General features: G+C 68.6%; 11 protein-coding genes. 1 reads left to right on the top strand and 10 read right to left on the bottom strand.

Annotated features, from left to right (window positions below; genetic code table 11):
• Positions 1 to 38 precede the first annotated feature (38 nt).
• Complete coding sequence (locus tag ABZ478_RS30510) at positions 39 to 431, bottom strand: SCO5389 family protein (RefSeq protein WP_359554192.1); 393 nt, start codon at positions 429 to 431, stop codon at positions 39 to 41.
• A 298-nt stretch (positions 432 to 729) separates the two neighbouring features.
• On the opposite strand from ABZ478_RS30510, the gene nucS reads away from it, so the two are divergent.
• Positions 730 to 1,401, top strand: a complete 672-nt coding sequence (gene nucS / locus ABZ478_RS30505; protein ID WP_359554189.1) for an endonuclease NucS — start codon at positions 730 to 732, stop codon at positions 1,399 to 1,401.
• A gap of 73 nt (positions 1,402 to 1,474) precedes the next feature.
• On the opposite strand, the gene ABZ478_RS30500 is transcribed toward nucS, so the two are convergent.
• From ABZ478_RS30500 to ABZ478_RS30460, 9 genes are all read right to left on the bottom strand, one after another.
• Complete coding sequence (locus ABZ478_RS30500; RefSeq protein WP_359554187.1) at positions 1,475 to 3,943, bottom strand: ATP-binding protein; 2,469 nt, start codon at positions 3,941 to 3,943, stop codon at positions 1,475 to 1,477.
• A gap of 268 nt (positions 3,944 to 4,211) precedes the next feature.
• Positions 4,212 to 4,535 carry an STAS domain-containing protein gene (locus ABZ478_RS30495; RefSeq protein ID WP_190013268.1) on the bottom strand — a complete coding sequence of 108 codons (324 nt, stop codon included), beginning with the start codon at positions 4,533 to 4,535 and terminating at the stop codon, positions 4,212 to 4,214.
• Positions 4,536 to 4,725: 190 nt separating this feature from the next.
• Complete coding sequence (locus tag ABZ478_RS30490; RefSeq protein ID WP_359554184.1) at positions 4,726 to 5,574, bottom strand: 3-hydroxyacyl-CoA dehydrogenase family protein; 849 nt, start codon at positions 5,572 to 5,574, stop codon at positions 4,726 to 4,728.
• A gap of 362 nt (positions 5,575 to 5,936) precedes the next feature.
• Positions 5,937 to 7,073, bottom strand: coding sequence for a transposase family protein (locus ABZ478_RS30485; RefSeq protein WP_359554182.1), 1,137 nt, complete (start codon positions 7,071 to 7,073; stop codon positions 5,937 to 5,939).
• Between the two features lie 67 nt (positions 7,074 to 7,140).
• Complete coding sequence (locus ABZ478_RS30480) at positions 7,141 to 7,866, bottom strand: alpha/beta hydrolase (RefSeq protein WP_359554180.1); 726 nt, start codon at positions 7,864 to 7,866, stop codon at positions 7,141 to 7,143.
• A 205-nt stretch (positions 7,867 to 8,071) separates the two neighbouring features.
• Positions 8,072 to 8,758: a hypothetical protein gene (locus tag ABZ478_RS30475; RefSeq protein ID WP_359554179.1), complete on the bottom strand. Its 687-nt coding sequence runs from the start codon at positions 8,756 to 8,758 to the stop codon at positions 8,072 to 8,074.
• A 400-nt stretch (positions 8,759 to 9,158) separates the two neighbouring features.
• Entirely contained in the window at positions 9,159 to 9,620 is a 462-nt protein-coding gene (locus tag ABZ478_RS30470; protein WP_359554178.1) for an SMI1/KNR4 family protein, read from the bottom strand.
• 199 nt (positions 9,621 to 9,819) lie between these two features.
• Positions 9,820 to 10,305 (bottom strand): hypothetical protein, encoded by a 486-nt coding sequence (locus ABZ478_RS30465; protein ID WP_359554177.1) that lies wholly within the window; start codon positions 10,303 to 10,305, stop codon positions 9,820 to 9,822.
• A gap of 124 nt (positions 10,306 to 10,429) precedes the next feature.
• Positions 10,430 to 18,169 carry a DNRLRE domain-containing protein gene (locus tag ABZ478_RS30460; protein WP_359554284.1) on the bottom strand — a complete coding sequence of 2,580 codons (7,740 nt, stop codon included), beginning with the start codon at positions 18,167 to 18,169 and terminating at the stop codon, positions 10,430 to 10,432.
• Between the last annotated feature and the right edge of the window lie 339 nt (positions 18,170 to 18,508).

Genomic DNA, 18,508 nt, shown 5'->3' with positions numbered 1-18,508 from the left:
CGAGCGGCTCACTGTGTCAGCAGCCGGGTGTCGTCGCGTCAGCAGTCCCGGAGCTCCGGCGACTGGTTCAGCAACTGGTTGCGCACCGAGGTGAAGCGGGCCAGCGTCTCGTTCACCGAGTCGTCCGGCGGGAACACCGCCACCCGGTGGCAGTTCTGGAAGGCCAGCCGTACACCGAAGTGCCGCTGCAGTGCACCGCGTATGGCGTCACTCGCGAGCGCACGCAGCAGCTGACCCCGCGCCTGCTCGTCCGGCGGGGGCGTCTGGTTGTCGGCGAAGGGTCCGCCGTCCACCTTCAGCTGAGCCACCAGGGAGCTGATCATCTCCCACGCATAGGGCAGGGAGGTCCGGACGCAGTCGACGAATGCTGCTTCGTCGACCTCGCCTCGCTCGGCCTGTTCGAGTAGGGCCGGTGAGACGTCGAGCGACATGGGTTCTCCTCTCGCACCCCCGCCGAGCAGGGGTTGCCGGACAGACGAGGGAGTTCGCGATATCGAACACGCTGGGTACACGGACCGCGACCTCCCGTTCTCTACGGTAGGCAACGGTCGGTGACCACACCAGCAGATTGCGTATATGGAACGGTCCCTTTGGGCGCACAATCGGCCAGAGTTGAACAGGAGTTTCCAGGGATAAAAGGGGTGGTTCCCCGGACCCGCGGTGCCGGTGGGGTCGGCGGAAGGAGGGCGAATCGCGTGCACCACCGGGTGTCGAGTAGCGTTGCCGACCATGCGTCTCGTCATTGCCCGATGCTCGGTCGACTACGCCGGCCGGCTCACCGCCCACCTGCCCTCGGCCCCCCGCCTGATCCTGGTCAAGGCGGACGGCAGCGTCTCCATCCACGCGGACGACCGGGCGTACAAGCCCCTCAACTGGATGTCGCCGCCCTGCACGCTCAAGGAGGGCGCGGGCGAGGACGAGGGCGTGTGGACGGTGATCAACAAAGCGGGCGAGAAACTGATCATCACGATGGAGGAGATCCTCCACGACTCCTCGCACGAACTCGGTGTGGACCCCGGTCTGATCAAGGACGGCGTGGAGGCGCACCTTCAGGAGCTGCTCGCCGACCGCATCGATACGCTCGGCGAGGGCTACACGCTCATCCGCCGCGAGTACATGACCGCGATCGGCCCGGTGGACATCCTGTGCCGGGACGCGGACGGCCGAACGGTCGCCGTCGAGATCAAGCGGCGCGGCGAGATCGACGGCGTCGAGCAGCTCACCCGCTACCTCGAACTGCTGAACCGCGACCCGCATCTGGCCCCGGTCCGCGGTGTCTTCGCCGCCCAGGAGATCAAGCCGCAGGCACGGGTCCTCGCCACGGACCGCGGCATCAACTGCCAGATCCTGGACTACAACGCCATGCGCGGCATCGAGGACGACAAGCTGCGGCTGTTCTGAGCCGCGGCGACACCGACCCGGCCGAGGGCAGGTTCCCCGGGGGAACCGGCCCTCGCGCGCAGGGCGGGAAGGGTCACACCACGGCGCCCTGGCCACCGGCCCGCGGTGCGCTCGCCGCGCCGCCCGACACCGCCGGGGCACCGGACGCCGGGCCGCTCGCCGAGGTGGACGTCCCCGGCGACGAGGACGGGCTGGTGGACGGGGACGGGGACCCCGGCGCGGTGGAGCTGGGCGGCGGGCTGCTCGACGGGGTGGTCCTGGTCGGCGTGGGCGTCGGCGAGCCCGGCCCGGGCGTGCTCCTGGTCGGCTTCGGCGTCGTGCCTCCGCCGTCCGAACCCTTGGTGGTGCTCGGACGGGACGACGGGCCGGAGCTCTCCTCCGGCGGGGCCGGGTCGTCCGAGGTGCCGTAGGTGCCGTCGGGGCCGGGGTTGGTCGGGCTGCTGGAGACCGTTCCGGGGCCGGCGTCGCCGTCGTCGTTCTTCTCCGGGGCGGCGCCCAGTCCGCCGTCGTCGATGTCCTGGCTCACCGACGGGTTGACGTCGACCGTGCCGGCCGGGTTCCGGTCGGCGTTCTGCTCGGAGGTCATGCCGAGCGTGACGACCGTGCCGAGCACGGCGACGAGCAGCGCCCCGGAACCGGCCGCGACCAGATTGCGGCGGGCCAGCCGGCGGATGCCGCCGCCGGTCGCGGCGGCCGGGGACCGGCGGGTGATCAGGGGTTCGCCGGCCGGGCCGGACGGCGCCGTACGGACGGCGGGCACTCCGCCGGGCGGTGACACGGACTCCTCGTGGCGCCCGTCGGGCACCTCCTCGCCGGCCATGGCCGCCGGCCCGGGCGCCTCGCCGGCGAGGTCGGCGACCAGCGCCAGCGCGCGGCGCCCGGCGACGGCGCCCCGCTTGTCGGCCAGCGCTCCACGCAGGCCGCCCGAGGCCTCCAACTCGGCACGGGCCCGGTCGAGCTGCCCGCCGCAGAGCGCGAGGACGCCCAACTCGTGGTGGAAGTAGACCTGTTCGGCGACATCGCCGGCGAGCCGGGAGGCCTCGGTGCCGGAGCGCAGCGAGCGTTCCCAGGCGCTCCAGTGCAGTCCGGCGGCGAAGGCGGGCGCGGCGGTGCGGGCGAGCCGTACCGCGACGCTCTCCTGGCCCTCGGCGGCGGGCTCCGTGGCCGGCACCACCATGGCGAGCGCGGCCAGGACCGCGTCGGCCTCGGCGCACACCCGCTCGGGAGTGACCGAGGGGTGACCGGCCCACCAGGCGTAGTGCTCGGCGGCCGTGCGGGCCTCGGCGGGGACGTCGGCGTCGTACCCGGCGGCCTCGAGCTGGGCCTGCACACCGGCCGCGAGCCGGTAGCGGGAACCGACCGCGGAGACCAGTCCGCAGCCCGCGAGTTCACCGAGCGCGGCGTCGGCGTGGGTGTCACCGACCAGGGCCGGCAGATGCGCCTGGTGCGGCACCTCACCGCCGAGCGCCACCGCGAGGCGGAGGGTGGCGCGGGCGGAGGCGCTCAGCCGGGCGGCGAGCAGCGGGGCGGGCGCGGCGGCCTCGCCGAGGGACGGCAGGGCCACCTGTTCGCCCTCGCCGGCGTCGAACTCCTCCTCGACCGGGGGCCGCAGATCCTCGAAGACGCCGTACTCGTCCACCGCGCCGGTGCTGGCGCGGAGCTGGTCGCGCTGCCGGAGCAGGGCGCCGGCCTGTACGAAGCGCAGCGGCAGGCCCTCGGACTCGAACCAGAGGTCACCGGCCCAGTTGGCCTCCTCCTCGGTGAGGACACGGCCGACGGCCCGCTCCAGGATCTCCACGCCGGCCGCGCGGTCCAGACCGCCGAGGAAGACCTCCTCGACCTCGGAGCCGGCGCCGGGCCCGGGCACGTCCGGGGTGGCGGCGAGCAGGAAGGCGCACTCGGGGGTGGCGTCGAGCAGTTCGTCCAGGGCGGTGCCGCCGAACTCCAGGTCGTCCACGACGACGACCGCGCCGATCTCCCGGACCAGAGCGACCAGTTCGTCCTGTTCCGGGCGGTGTGCCGGGGCCTCGTGAACGGCGTGGAACAGGTCGTGGAGGAGGTCGGCGGCGGTGCGGTGGAAGCCGGTGAGCCGGACCACGCCGTCGGGCGCGAGGTCCGCGCAGTCCTCGGCGACGAGGTCGAGCAGGGCGGTGCGGCCGGAGCCGCCGGGGCCGGTGAGCCGCACCGAGCGGCCACGGGCGAGCAGCCGGACCAGGCGTTCGCGTTCGTCCTGACGCTCCAGCAGGGAGAGCGCGGGCAGCGCGGGGCCGGGCGGCACGGGCGGCCGGGCGGCACGTTCGGTCTCGGCGCGTTCGACGGGCGTGCGCTTGCGGGGCCGTTCGGGCCTCTGGTGCGGCGGGCAGGGTTCTATCTCGCTGCCGTCCACCGGGTTGACGGTGAGCAGGAATTCGCCGGAGACGACCTGCGCCGTGCGGACGATCGCGGGCGCGCTCTGGCCGAAGTCGGAGGTGAGGGATTCCCGGGGCGGACGGCGGCTGAGAGCCTGTCCGTGCTCCTCGGGTCCCGGAGTGATCGGGTCCATGGGTTCAAGCCCCCCAAAAGCGTCGTGTGCTCTCAAGTACCGGCCCCTCCCGGCCTGCCGCACACCGCGCTGTCGCTTCTGGTCCGGGCCCGCTCGAGGGTTGCTTCAGGCAGCGGGCACCGAACCCTAAACCTTCGCACAGTATCCACGACAGGGCGGGGTGCCGCGCGGCCCGAGACGTCACGGTCCGGTGAGGATTGCCCTCGAGGTGCGGTACGGGAGCTGCGCCCGGGTCTCCCCCGTCGCCCCGTTCACCCCTGATCGCGTGTTACACCCGGGGCAGGGACTCGACCCCGATGCCGCCCTCGATGGCGAGGATGCGGTGCAGCCGGGTGGCGACCAGCAGCCGCTGCATCTGCGGCGGGACACGGCGCAGCACCAGACGGCGCCCGCAGCGGCCGGCCCGCCGGTGGGCTCCCATGATGACGCCGAGTCCGGTGGCGTCCCAGGAGTCCAGTTCGGACAGGTCGAGCACCAGGTCGCCGACTCCGCCGTCGACGGCCGAGTGCAGGGCCGTACGGGCGTCCGCCGCGCTGCGGACGTCGAGGCGGCCCCCGACGACCAGCTCGGCGTGGTCGCCCCTGATGTACATATGCGCTCCCCGTTGAGTGCGGTGTGGCGTACTCCGTGACGGTGTTGATGCTCTGACGGTGCGAATGCTGTGCAACGTCTGACTGCCTGAGTGGCTAAGCGGTTGCTGCTTGTAAGCGAACCGATACCGAATTCACCCCCGGGAGTGATGCTCCCGGGGCGTGAGTCCGGATTCGTACGGATCCGTACGGTCAGTACTTGTAGAAGCCCTGCCCGCTCTTGCGGCCGATGTCACCGGCGTCCACCATCCGGCGCATCAGCTCCGGCGGGGCGAACTTCTCGTCCTGCGACTCGGTGTAGATGTTGCCGGTGGCGTGCAGCAGGATGTCGACGCCGGTGAGGTCCGCGGTGGCCAGCGGGCCCATGGCGTGACCGAAGCCCAGCTTGCAGGCGAGGTCGATGTCCTCGGCCGTGGCGACGCCCGACTCGTAGAGCTTCGTCGCCTCGACGACGAGGGCCGAGATGAGGCGGGTGGTGACGAAGCCCGCCACGTCCCGGTTGACGACGATGCAGGTCTTGCCGACCGACTCGGCGAACTCCCGCGCGGTGGCGAGGGTTTCGTCGCTCGTCTTGTAACCGCGGACCAGCTCGACGAGCTGCATCATCGGCACCGGCGAGAAGAAGTGCACACCGACGACCCGCTCGGGGTGCTCGGTGGCCGCCGCGATCTTGGTGATCGGGATGGCGGAGGTGTTGGACGCGAGCACGGTGTCCGGCCGCACGATCTTGTCGAGCGCGCGGAAGATCTCGTGCTTCACCTCGAGCTTCTCGAAGACTGCCTCGACGACGATGTCGGCGTCGGCGGCGGCGTCCAGGTCGGTGGTCGCGGTGATGCGGCCGAGGGCGGTGTCGGCGTCGTGCGCCTCCAGCTTGCCCTTGCTCACGAACTTGTCGTACGAGGCCTTGATGCCGTCGGTGCCACGCTTGAGGGCCTCGTCGGTGACGTCCCGCAGGACGACGTCCCAGCCCGCCTGCGCGGCGACCTGAGCGATTCCGGACCCCATGAGGCCGGCCCCGATGACGGCGAGCTTCCGTGCCACTGTGCGACTCCCCTGATACGCGCTGTCGTCAGGCCCTGGCGTCGCCTTCCCCTGGTCCGCTCGCGGTTCTGATCCCGGCGTCCTGGGGCAGTTGCTTCACCGGACGCCGCCGGGCAGGCGAAAAGGTCACGCCGGGGCCTATCTCTCGGCCGGACACTAGCGCCCGTGAGGGGCGCAGCGGCGGAGTTAGTAACGCGTTTCACGTCTCACGGGGTGAGATGCCGGTCACGTCCGCTGCCCGCCGCACGGCCCGCCCGTCGATATCGATGTCAGTACCGCCTCCTACGCTGGCCCATCACTGACCGAGGAGCCGAGGGAAGAGGCATCGACATGGGCGGCAACGGCTGGACGCACACGGGCCCTTACCAGCAGGACCTGGCGGCGGCGTTCCGCCGGGCCCAGGAGGCGGAACTGGCGAAGGACGACCACGGATTCCCGGGCCGGACCGTTGAGGAGCTGTGGCGGGACCCGGCCTGGCACGAGTACATCTTCACCGGCGGCACGGGCACGGTCCTCGACCAGCCCGAGCTGATCGACGCCACCGATCCCGAAGACGGCCCCTTCATGCACCCGCTGACGGCGGAGGAGATCCGCGTCTGGGCCCCGACGGCCGCCCCACCCACGCCGACTGGGACGCGGCCCTGCACTCGGACCGGCTGGACTTCCCGGGCCGGGCGCAGGGCAGATGCACGGTGCTGTACGAGAACGGTGAGCCGGACCGGATCGGGTACTGGGGAGTGACGGCGGATTACGGCTTTGTCGGCAGTTGATGTTGAGGCGTGCTGGCCCGGGGGTTCGGCTGGTAGGTGATACAGCAGGCCATCGGGCTGACGGGCACGAGTTCGGTGCTCGGCTTGTGCCGGGTGGGCCGCTGGGCGGCGCGGTCCGAGATCAGGCTGGCGACGGCCCGGTGGGTGGCTGCGTAGTGTTCGCGGCGTCTGGTCGTGCATTCTTCCGGGCCGGTCGGCGCCGGACCACAGGGTGCGGCCCTGGTGGTCGCTGATCGTGATGGTCTTGATGGTGTTCTGCTTCTTCTTGCCGGAGACGAACGCACAGCGGCCGGGGTGGTGGGCCTTCGGGCGCCGGACCTGGGTCTCGGTGCCATCGATCCGCAGCTTCACGCCCTCAGCGTCGGCATAGGCGAACCCATCCGCGAGAGTGCGCAGCCGCAGACCGGGCCGGTCGGGGACGGCGAAGCCCCGGTCGGCGAGCAGAGGACGGATCTCTCCGATGGCCTCGGTGACGGTGGAACGGCCCAGCGAGTACAGCTCGGCGAGCGCGGCATGCGGGAGCTGTGCGCGCAGATGGACCAGCGTGACCAGGACCCGGTCGGTGAAGACCAGCTCGTGCTTGCGCCCGGCCCCGGTGGCACGGCGCCGCTCGCCGCCCCGACGCTCACGCAGTGCGGACTCCCGACGGGCCCGCCAGGCAGGAGCCAACTCCTCGATCAAACCGCCGAGATGTGCACGGGAGATGCCGGTGAAGACAGGATGGGACAAGGCCGCACGGGCCCACTTCGTACTCACACCCGAAGAACCCGTGCGGCTGTCTCCACGTCACGGCCTGTCACTGTGCGTCCTTGGTCGGCGGGCATGGGCGGCGTTCCTGCTCCGTCAGCAGGAACGCTGAAATCGCTTCCAAGAACGCCTCCGGCGCCGCGCGGTGGATCAGGTGGCCAACCGGGATGGTGACCGTGTGCCCGCCGGGGATACGCCGGGCCAGCTCGGCGATACCGTCCTGGGGCACATGGCTGCGTGGGCCGCCGGCCACCACCAGGGTCTCGGCGGTGATTTCGCGGAGTCGCTCCAGCCACCTGGGGTCAGGCATGTCGATTTGGCGCCTGATGGCCAGCACCATCGCCCAGTCGAAGGTCAGGTCCCCGTCCGGCCTGGTCGGGGTGGTCTGCTCCCGGGGGCGCGGGATCGGAACGTCCTCCAGGACGAGCCGGCTCACCCGCTGCGGATGGTCCTCCGCGAGCATGTAGGCCACGATCCCGCCCATGGAGTGCCCAATCAGTTCCACTTGACCAAGCCCCAGCGTGTTGAGGAACCGAAGCACGTCGGCCAGCATGAGTTCGAGCGAGTAGTCCCCCGGCCAGTCGCTTCGGCCATGACCGCGAAGATCGAGGGCGTACACCCGTCGGCTGCGGGCGAGGACGGGCACCACCGTCTCCCAGTCGGTGGCATCCTCGCCCAGCGCGTGCAACAGGACGAGCGGCGGAACATCCGACGGACCCGACACCTGATAGGCCAGCCGGACCCCTCCCACGTCGACCGAGCGTTGATCAACCATGTCCCGGACGATATGCGGAACAGTCCTGCCGGAGTTCCGACGTTCACCAACGGCCGAAAACACCAACCACGGTGAGACCTCGGGGGACTGAGCCGCATGGCCCGGCCCCCGGTCTTCAATAGCCGACCACGTCGTTAGCGTCGCCCTCGCCCGGCCCCCGGGACGCCGGGCCGGGCGCCGTGTCCGGGCCGGCCGGCGGCCGCCGTCACGTCGCGTCGGCGGGCAGGGCCACGCGTCCGGTGAACACGCCCCGGTTGTCGGCCCGTACCTCCTGGCTCACCGTGATGTCGCCGCCCTGGAACGGGACGAGGAAGGTGAACGCGTAACGGTGTGACGCGAGCCGGTATCCGTGCGCCGCGTCCAGGTCCCACGTCTCGGTGAAGCTCTTGAGGGTGATTTGGCCGTCGGCCGCCGTCACCCCGGCCTTGCGCAGCTGAGCCAGGGTGGGCTCCGCCTCCCGCACCGCGCGCTTCAGCGCGGGACGGCCGCGGGCGGCGGACAACTGCCAGCCGGACGCGTCGACCTGGAGCCGCACGAGACCGCCGCCCGCCCCCGTGCGGCGGCTCACCTTCGCGCTCTTGGCGTACGCCTCGAACGCGTCCAGCTCCGCGAGGGGATCCTCGACGTCATTGGCGATGCCGGGGTCGGACAGCGGCCCCTTCTTCCAGGCGCCGGCGCCGTCCTTGACGTAACCCGTGCCGCCGACGACGTACACCACCTCGGACTTGCGCTCCCCCTTGCCGGTGGTGACCGTGCCGGTCTGCTGGAGCGCCTCGGGGCCGGTGGTGCGGTGCACCGTCGCGGTGTACGTGGCGCTGGACGGCGCCTGTCCCCGCATGACGGCGGACTCACTGCCGCGCAGGACGAACGTCCACCCCCGCTCATCCTTCATGGCCCGCCGGGCACGGGCGACGAACTGCGCGGCGGTCCTCGGGTCCGGCGCGGCACTCGCCGCGGAACGGGGCGTACCGGTCGCCCCGGATCCGGCCCGCGCGGTCTTCGGAGCATGCTGCTTCCGCGCCGGCTTCGGCTCGCCTCCGAGGGGGGAACAGCCGGTCACGGCCACGGCGGCCACGACCAGGGCGACGCCGAGAGAGCGGTGTCCAACGCGGCTGGGACGTATTCCGGACAGCACGAACGGACCCTTCGGAAGGGGCGGGAGGTTCTTGGGCGGCCCGTTTATACAGCAGCCGCCGACGCGATCGCCAACGCCCGGGCGAACCGGGGCAAACCATCGCCACCGGGGTCCCGGGGCGATGGCTCCTCCCATGCGTTCGGAGCTCGGGCGACCGTCAGTCGCTCAGGCCCAGCACCTCCGGGTGGTCGCGGGGGAAGTTCCGGGGCATGCCCGGCACATCGATGGTGCGCCCGTACACGCCGGTCAGGAACTCGACGGCGCCGACCGGGAACTCGATCCAGTCGGCGTTGTCCGTGCGGACGACCACCGGCCAGGCGTCCGGGTCCGCGGGGCCCGTCCTCCAGTAGAAGTCGTCGCCGGAGTTGGACGACGCCCAGCCGATCAGGCCTCCCGGCCGCGGGAAGGGGACGTAGTCCTCGGTGTCGCCCATCTCGTACAGGTCCTGGAGGATCTCGTCGTCCCGGCTCGCGGAAGCCCACGACACCTCACCCCCGGGCCGGGGAAGGGACACCATCAGGAAGTCGTCGACGACCAGGACCGGATACGCCTCCGCCAGCGAGCGGAAGTCCGAGGGCAGCGCCGTCCCGAGGGCCGCCTCGAGAGCGGCCCAGTCCACAGCGCGGCCTCCTGGCACACGCCACCGTGTCATCGCCGGAAGCACGACCTCCAGCTCTTCGATCCTCAGCATGCCGTCCATGGTCCTCCTCGCCGGTTCACGGCATCGCCGAGCCGGCACATCGCCACCGCCGGCACCAGGAAGGCGGACGCCACCGACAGCAGGACACACCCGGACAGCCGTACGTTTGACAGAGCCGCTATCGGCCGGAGTCGGGATCGGCAGAGTTACGTCTGTAGTGACATGGGTAGGCATAGGAATCCCCCCCGTTCGCCTCGACACTCCCGTTCATACGCAGCTTCCCGTGATCCAAAGTGAAGGTGAGAAGCTTGCTGTCCTTCTGATTCTCGAAATTGAGCATCACATAGGGGGGCAGGCCAGGGTCTTCGCTGACCGCATGCCATTTCCCGCCGACTGAACGACGCGTCACCTGTGCGTCCGGCACGGGGCCGTCCCACTCGAGCGGAAATTCCTTGACGGAAAAGGTGTAATCGTCGCGCAGTCGAATGACCGGAAGCGGCGATCCACATTCCCGCTCTCCGTCCCATCGGCCGACCAATTCGGAATGACGTAGGGACTCCGGGACGACGTGGGCGGGCTCGCTTGTCCCGCAAGCGGTCGAGGCAAGTACCGTCAAGGTAGCAGTCGCAAGGCCTGCACTGATGCGAAATATGTCGAATTTCACGCCATCTACTTCCAGTCGTTACGGGCGGCGAGGTTGCTCCCAGGGTTCCCTGGGAGCAACCTCGCCGTTTTTCAAGGCGCGTCCCGACCGGTCGACCGGCGGTGGCTAGCGCGTCAGCCTGCCGTCAGAAGAGGCTGGAGACCCAACTTGTGATGCTGTCCAGCAGGCCGCCGGACGACGAGTCCGATGACCCTGACGACCCCGATGAACCCGATGAACCCGACGACCCAGATGACGCCGACGGAGCCTTGGGGTCGTTGAGGTCGACCGTCTCCATCCACGTTATGCTCTGCGTTTTCGTGCTGAAACGCCCCGTATCGTAGTACGAATTGAGGGGCTTGGCGATGTGTTCACTCCACCACTCACTGTACCCGCCGAGCTCCGGGGCGATATGCGTCCCGGAATTCATGGTGCTGTCGTTTGCCACATGGAACTGAATGGTCGCCGTTCCCGCCTTCTTGTCGACCGACTTGACCGTGTAGTCCATGGTGTAGGAACCCAGGAACGCCGCGGACATGTTCGACGTGAAGTCCATGAAGACGGTCTTGGAGTTCAGCGAGTGATTCAAGCCGTTGTTGTATGTGACACCCGTGTCCTTGTCCGTGTACTGGGCGACCTTGGCGCCCAGATTGTAGTTTCCGCCGTTGATGTTGTCAGCCGCGATCTCCCGCACCCGCTGGACGTGGTAGTGGTCCATGAGCGACTGCGTGAAGGCGTCGTTTCCGCCGAAGTCCCGATGCTTGGGGCCGCGGCCCGAGACCCATTCGAATCCCAGATCCACTCCATTGGGATCACCGGGAGTTCCGAAGCACCCAGGGCACTTCTCCCGAAGAATCGGCTCTGCGGCGATCACGGGGCTGGCAAGCGTGTCGGCGACAGTCTCGACGGTGCCGACCCAGGCAGAGGCGAAGTTGTCGTCCCAGGGGCAGAGGGCGCCCCCTTCGCACCAGTTGTGTCCGTCGAGCTCGACGCTGCTGATCGGGTTGCCGCCGGTGAAGGCGTAGCGGTTCCCGGTGAAGGGATCCGATCCCAGCTGCATGTCGGCCAGGGCGCCGTTGTACATGTCCCGGCTGGTGAAGCGGTTCAGGCCGGGGCTGTAGTCACGGAAGCCCATGTCGTACGTGCCGCTGGCGGCGTCCCAGCGCTTGGCGTTGAAGCGGTAGGGGTTGTACGCCTCCTTGTCCGGCTGGGCGGTGTCGGGCTTGTCGATGCCGGTGAAGTCGGCGTCGTTGTTGGTGCCGTAGGCCGTGTAGCCGTAGGTGGACTTGGTGTCACCGCTGCTGTCGGTGAGGGTTTCGACGTCGGTGTGGCCGTTGTAGCCGTAGACGCCGAGCTCCTCGGAGCCGTCGGTGTTGTGCTTCAGCTGTGTCAGGCGTTCGCCCCACGGGCTGTACTGGTAGGACTTGGTGACCTCGCCGGCAACGGCCTCGTTGAGAACCTCGCTGGAGGTACCGAGGTAGTTGAAGTCGGTGGTCTTGCCGGCCTCCGTCTTGGATGCCGTGCGGTCCAGGGGGTCGAAGACATAGGTGGTGGTCTTCGTCGTGACCCCGTCGGTCTGCAGCTTGGCGTTCTTGACCACGTGGTCGAAGCCGTCGTAGTCCCGGTCCTCGACGACCTTGCCGCCCGCGACGACCGTGTCCAGTCGGCCGAACGGGTCGTAGTTGTAGTTGTTGGTGGCGGCTCCGATGCTCGAGCTGAGGAGCCGGTTGCGGTCGTAGGTGTAGTTGGTCGTGACGTTCTTGATCGTCTGGGTGACGACGTTGGCGTTGGCGTCGTGGACGTAGGTCTCGGTGCCCGCGCCGGTTCCCGTCTTCACGGACTGGGCGAGCCGGTTGACCGGGTCGTACGTGTAGTCCGTGGTGGAGTTCAGGTACGCGCCGTGGTTGTCGGCGTTCATCTTGGACGCGACGTCCTGCGCCTGGTTGCCGTTGGCGTCGTAGGCGTAGGTGTGCGAGGAGACCAGGGTGCCGTTGGGCTTCTTCTCGGTCTGGCTCTTCAGCGCCGCGTTCAGGTAGTAGGTGTAGTCGACCGTGTTGCCGTTGGCCTTGGTCTCCTTCAGCCGCAGGCCGCGGTCGGTGTAGGTGTAATCGGTGGTCTTCGGCGAGGCGTCCGAGGCGGACTTGCCGACCTTCACCGTCTTGACCAGGTCGCGCACGTCGTAGAAGTACTGCGCGTACTGGTCCGGGTGGCTCGTCGTCTCCTTCTGGCCGTTGGCGTCGTAGGTGAACGACGTGGCCTTCTTCTCGGTGCCGGACAGCGACTCGCTGACCTTCTGGACCTGGTTCAGCCCGGTGTAGGTCATCGTGTACTTGTCGATCTTGGCACCCGAGGAGGCGTCCGCGATCGAGGCGAGGTTGCCGTTGAGGTCGTACGAGTAGGTGAAGTCCTTCTTCTCGTTGTCCGTCTCGGTGACGGTGCGGACGATCTTCACCGCGTCGGCGACGACCTTGCCGGAGGCGTCGGGCGCCAGGGTGATCTTGGACGTGTTCCCCTGCTTGAAGGTGAACGAGCCCAGGGAGACCCAGGTGCCGCCGCCGGTGGTCTGGTTGACGGTCTTGTCGGTGGTACCGCCGTCGTGGGTGACGGTGTACTTCGCCGCCGTGGAGGCGCCCGAGGTCGTCGGGTACTTCGCATAGGCGGTGTAGCTGCCGTCCTGCGGAACGTTCAGAGTCCAGGTGAACGTGTCCGTCGACGTCCCCGCCGCGTGGGTACGGTGGTCGTAACCCTGCTGGCCGGTGGCCGAAGCCGTGGCCCAGGTGCCGGTCGCCGAAGTGGTCTGGGTGTCGGAGTTGTCGGCCACCACCACGTGGGCGCCGACCGGCACGCCGTCATCGGAACGGGCCTGGAGGCTGCCGTCGGGGTAGTACGCCCAGCCCTGGGTCCGCGAGCTCGAGCCGCCGGCGGAGGTGAGGGTGCGCGAGACCTGCTGGCCGGTCTGGTTGTAGCCGTAGGAGGTGACGATGTCCCACGGGTCGGTGGACGTCCTGGTCCAACCGTTGTCGAAGTAGGTGTAGTCGGTGTCGTTGCGGACCGTCTGACCCGCCGACGGCGGCGCGGAGACCCGCGAGACGCGGCCGACCTCGTCGTACGTCGTCTGGGTGTAGACGTTGGGGTCGTTGTAGCGGGAGTCCGCCGGGTCGTAGGGCTGGTACTGCTTGGCCGGACGGTTGAGCTTGTCGTACTCGGTGCGGCTGGTGAAGTCGTCCGCGGCCGCGGTGGCGGTGCCGCGCGGGCTGATCACCTTGGTGGTGTTGCCCATCTGGTCGTACTCGAACTTCGTGGTGCGAAGAGTGGTGCCCGAGTACGGGACCCGCTGCTCGATCGTCTTGCCGCGCTCGTCGTAGACGACCTCGCTGGTGTTGCCCTCCTTGTCGGTGCTCCTGACCATCAGCGAGTCCTTGTCGTACTCGCGCGTGGCGTACTTGCCCGCCGCGTCGGTGACCTTGGTGACTCGGTGGTTGAGGTCGTAGGCGCTCTTGCTGGTGTAGTCGGTGGTGTCGGCGGTGGCGTTCTTCTTCGGGTCGATGACCGTGACCGCGTTGCCGACGTTGTCGTACTCGTAGGAGACCTTGTCGCCCTGGGCGTTCACCACCGACATGAGCTGGTAGATCTCGTTGTAGTTGTTGGTGGTGACGTAGTCGTCCGGTACGGAGGTCGTCGCCACACCCTTGGGCTCGGTCGTGGTCTTGAGATTGCCGACCTTGTCGTAGGTGTAGCGCGTCGTGCGACCGCTCAGGTTGTTGTCCGGGCCGGTCGTCTCGGTCACCTGGTCCGCGGAGTCATAGACCGCGGTGGACACCACGCCGTCCGCGGCGGTGCTGGTGGTGACGTTGTCGTTGGCGTCGTACACCGGGGCCGGAGTGGTGATGAACACCCCCTTTGCCTGCTCCTTGGGCAGCTTGTTGGCCAGCGGACGCTTGAAGATGTCGTAGGTCTGGGTGGTGGTGGTACCCAGCGCGTCGGTCACCGACGTGACCTCACCGCGCTCGTCGTAGACGAACGAGGTGGCGTGGCTCTCCGCGTCGGTGATCGTCTTGGGGTAGCCGACGACGTCGAAGTCGGAGTTGACGGTGGCATTGCCATTGGCGTCGGTGGCCCTGGTCAGCTGCCCGTAGCTGTCGTAGTCGTACTTGGTCGTGTAGTCGTCAGGCACCGACGTCGTTGCGACACCCTTCGGGTCCGTGACCGTCTTCATGTTGCCGAACGAGTCGTAGCCGAACTGCCAGGCGCGGCCCTCCGGTGACGTCTTGCGGAACAGGTCCGCCGAGAAGCCGTCCGCACGCGTCTGGTACTCGTACTTCGACGCGTTCGCCGGCCACTTGGAGCTGTCCGTCACGCAGGTGGTCGTCTGGTCCGGTACGCCCGCCTTGTTGTTCTCCGCGTCGCGCTGCCAGAGCGGGTAGCCCGTCTTCTGGTCGTAGCAGTACGCGGTCTTGGCGCCGTTGTCCTCCTCCAGGTAGGTGACGTTGTTGTCCGCGTCCCAGCTCATCTTCGACGTCTGCGACTTGGCGTTGGTCGTCTGGACCGGGCGCCCGAAGTCGTCGGTCACATACTTCGTGGCGTGCGTCTCGGCGTCGGTGACGGTGGTGTCGGTGAACTTGGTGTTCGCCGTGTCGGCCGCGTAGGCGAAGCCGCTGTCGCCGCCGAGGCGGTCGGTGACGGTCTTCGTCCACCAGTGGTACTTCGGGTCGTCACCCGCCTTCGGCTCGAAGTACGCGAGCTGGGTGCCGTGGCCGCGCGGGTCGGTGGCCTTGACCAGCTTGACGTTCTTGTTGCCCTGGGTGGCGTCGTAGGTGAACTTGAAGTCCTTCGGCTGGGCGGAGCCGTCGCCGTCGGTGAACTGACCGAGCAGGCCCTTCGTCGTGTAGAAGAAGGAGATCTTCCGGCCCGAGATGTCCGTCATGGACTTCACGTGGTCGTAGATCTTGGAGTTGGTCAGGTTGGTGTCGCTGACCTTGGCGCCCGTGTCGTCGATGTAGTCGTACGACGCGTCGCCCTTCTCGTAGTAGTCGACCGTCAGCGACTGCCGGCCCGCCGGGTCGGTGATGTACGTGAGGAACTTGGTCGGCTTGTTGTTGGACTTGCGTTCCTCGTACGTGTACGTCTGCGTGTTGCCGTTCTTGTCGACAGCAGACGTCAGATAGCCGTCGCAGCCGAACAGGAAACGGGTACCGTCCGGGCGCAGCAGGGTCCAGGCGTCGGGTATCGGGTCCTTGTTCGGCGTGCAGTCCAGGCCCGCCTTCATCGTGATGCGGTAGTGGACGCCCGCCGGGGCCTTCCAGGTGCCGTCCGCCTGCTTGGTGAAGACGTGCGTGGTGCCGTCACCGTCGGGCAGACGGATCTCGGTGGCGTTCTGCACCGGGTTGGGGTGGAAGTCCAGCGCCGCACCGAGGCGGATCGGCCCGGCGAGCTGCGCGGACCAGCCCGCACCCGACACCGTGTCGGACGTGTCCAGCGAGTTGTACGAGACGCGGGCGAACGTGGTCAGACCCCGGCCGGGGTTGGTGAACGCGTTGTACGACCACACGCTGTTGCCGGAGCCGAGGTTGTTCATCACGGTCGAACCGGCACCGGTGTTCTTGCCGGTGTAGGAGTAGAACTTCTCCAGGCCCAGCGCGTTGGAGGTGGGGTCCTCCACGGCCACGTTCTGCTTCAGCGGCGGTATGCCACCCGTGCCTGCCGACAGCCAGGTGCCGTCGGAGACCTTCTTGACGTCCCAGCCGAGCACGTAGTCCGTGCGCTTGTTGCCGGAGTCGGAGTTGATCGGCGTCTTCACCGTCGCCTTGATCGTCGCCGACTGACCGGGGCTGAGCGCCGGGATCGCGGTCGCCGCCTGGTTGCCGCCCGTCGTCACGTCCGTGCCGTCGGGGAGCTGCCAGGTGTAGGACAGCTGTCGCTCACCGGCCGCCCACGCGCTCGACGTGGTGTTGGTGACCGTGAAGTCCACCGTGTACGTGGAGTTCGGGGTCATCCGGGCCGGGGTCTGCGGCGCGTAGTACGTGTCCGCGGTCGTGGAGTCGACGTAGATCACGCGGAGCAGCGGGCCGAGCTGCGGGTCGGGCGCCTCCGAGGACAGGAACAGCGACCGCTCCTGCGGCCCGGTCGTCGTCTCGTCCTTCAGCTTGACCAGGGCGCCGTGGTTCGAGGCCGGGGTCTTGATCCAGCCCTGGGTCAGTGAGGTCGCGTCCCACCAGTGCCGGCCGACCTCGGAGACCTGCGCCACCGTGTCGGAGACGGTGCCGGAGTAGTCGCCGCCGGCGGTCGTCCACGCGGTGGTGGAGGTGGCGTTGTTCCAGGTGGCCTGGGTCTCGTTGAAGTCCTTGTTCAGGCCGTGCAGCTCGTAGATCGCGCCGTTCGTGTCGGTCGTCGTCTCCGCGCCCCACATGAACAGCCGCGACTCGAGAACCGTGGCGGACGTCGGAATGCTGGACGTGGTGAACTTCATGGCCGCGCGGGCCTTGCCGTAGGTGGTGGAGTTGTTGCCCACCTCCAGCCACTTCTGACCCACACCAAACGAGGAGATCGTGTCCTCGTTGGTGGTCGGCTGACCGGACGACAACGTGGTGTCGGTGACCCCGGAGGTGCCCTGGATCAGCCGCATGGTGCGGCCGGCCTTCGGCACACCCACGATGCGGGTCGGGGAACCCAGCAGCTGGCCGTTCTTCGTCTTCACGGCGAGCTGGTAGTAGTACGACCGGCCGATCTCGTCCGACGACGTGTCCGGCGTCGGGGTGGCGGTGGTGTCCGTGTACGCGGTCGTCGACTTGCCGATCGGCGCGACCAGGGTCGCCGCGGACGGCGTGAACGTCTGCTGCGTGGAGCGGTGGAGCTGGTACTCCACGATGTCCAGACCGCTGTCACCGGTGGTGTTGGAGTACGCCTTCCAGGACAGCTCCGGGCCCGTGCCATGGACGACCGTCGGCGAGTTCAGCGAGGTGCCGACCTTGCCGTAGGTCACCGTCAGCCGCGGGATCGTCGCCGTCTCGCCGCCGTAGTCACCGTCACCCGACTCATACCGCGGACCGCCGGTCGGCGCGGTCGCCGACTCGTCGGTGGCCTTGAGCACGAAGCCGTTGTTGGTGGACGTGCCGTCCACCCACTGCTGCACGGTGTCCGTCACCGGGAACTTGTGCCACTGGTTGTACTCACCGGTGTTCTTCACGATCGACGCCGGGTTCACGAAGCGCATCGCGTCCGCGATCACCGCATGCGTGGCGTCGGTGTCCTTCAGTACGACCTTGCCCGCGGTGCCCTTGGCGAAGTTGATCTGCGAGCCGCCCTTGAGGGATGCCCACACACCGGCCGTGCCGGCCGTCTGGTCCAACGTGTAGGTCGCGGTGGGGTCGCTGCTGGTCACCGTGAACGGAGCGGCCGTGGACCGGTCGGCGGCCTGCACGTAGTGCGCGTCCACCCGGTACGAGGCGGCCTCCGGCAGGTTCGGCTGCCAGGTGTAGGTGTCCCCGAGGACCGCGTCCTTGTTGTACAGGTAGTCGCCGTCGATGCCGTACGTCGTCGACCCCGGCTTCCACGAGCCCACCGCGGCCGTCGTCCCGGCGTCCCCGTCGTCCACCTGGACGCTGGTGCCGGACAGCTCGCCCACCAGGGAGCTGGTGTTGGACCAGGTCGCCGTCGACTCGTTCCACGCCCCGGTTGCCCGGTAGGCACCGATGGTGACGTCGTTGGCGTTGGTGGTGTGCGCCTGGTCGAAGTACATCTCCAGGCGCGCCGTGTCGATACTCGTACCCGACGGGATCTCGCTCAACGGGAACTTGATCAGTGAACGCGAGATGCCCGTGTCGGTCTTGCCCGCCGACAGCTTCCACGTGGTGTTGAAGTTCGTCGACGCCTGATCCGACAGGACCATCGTGTCCTGCGAGTCCATCGGCGACGGCGCGATCGTGATCGTCGGGTCGATGACGACCGGGTACTGGCGCTCCTTGGCGGCCAGCCACTTCGCGTCCGGCGTCACCGTCAGTGCCCAGGACTTGCCGTCCTTGGTGAGCTTCTGCGAGACGCGCGTGCTGTAGGTCTTGCCGAAGACCGACTTGTCGGCCTTCTTCGCGTCCGTCATGAACGGCGCCGGGATCACCATCACCGGCGTGTGCGGCAGCTCGCCGTACAGCGCGATCGAGCCGTCCTTGCGCGCCTTGGGCGTAAGTCCGTCGGTGTCCAGCGTGAATGTGAACCGCACCGGCCCGCTCGG

The sequence above is a fragment of the Streptomyces sp. NPDC005706 genome, assembly GCF_040631045.1.
Lineage (GTDB): Bacteria > Actinomycetota > Actinomycetes > Streptomycetales > Streptomycetaceae > Streptomyces.
This window is presented reverse-complemented; position numbering and strand designations above follow the sequence as displayed.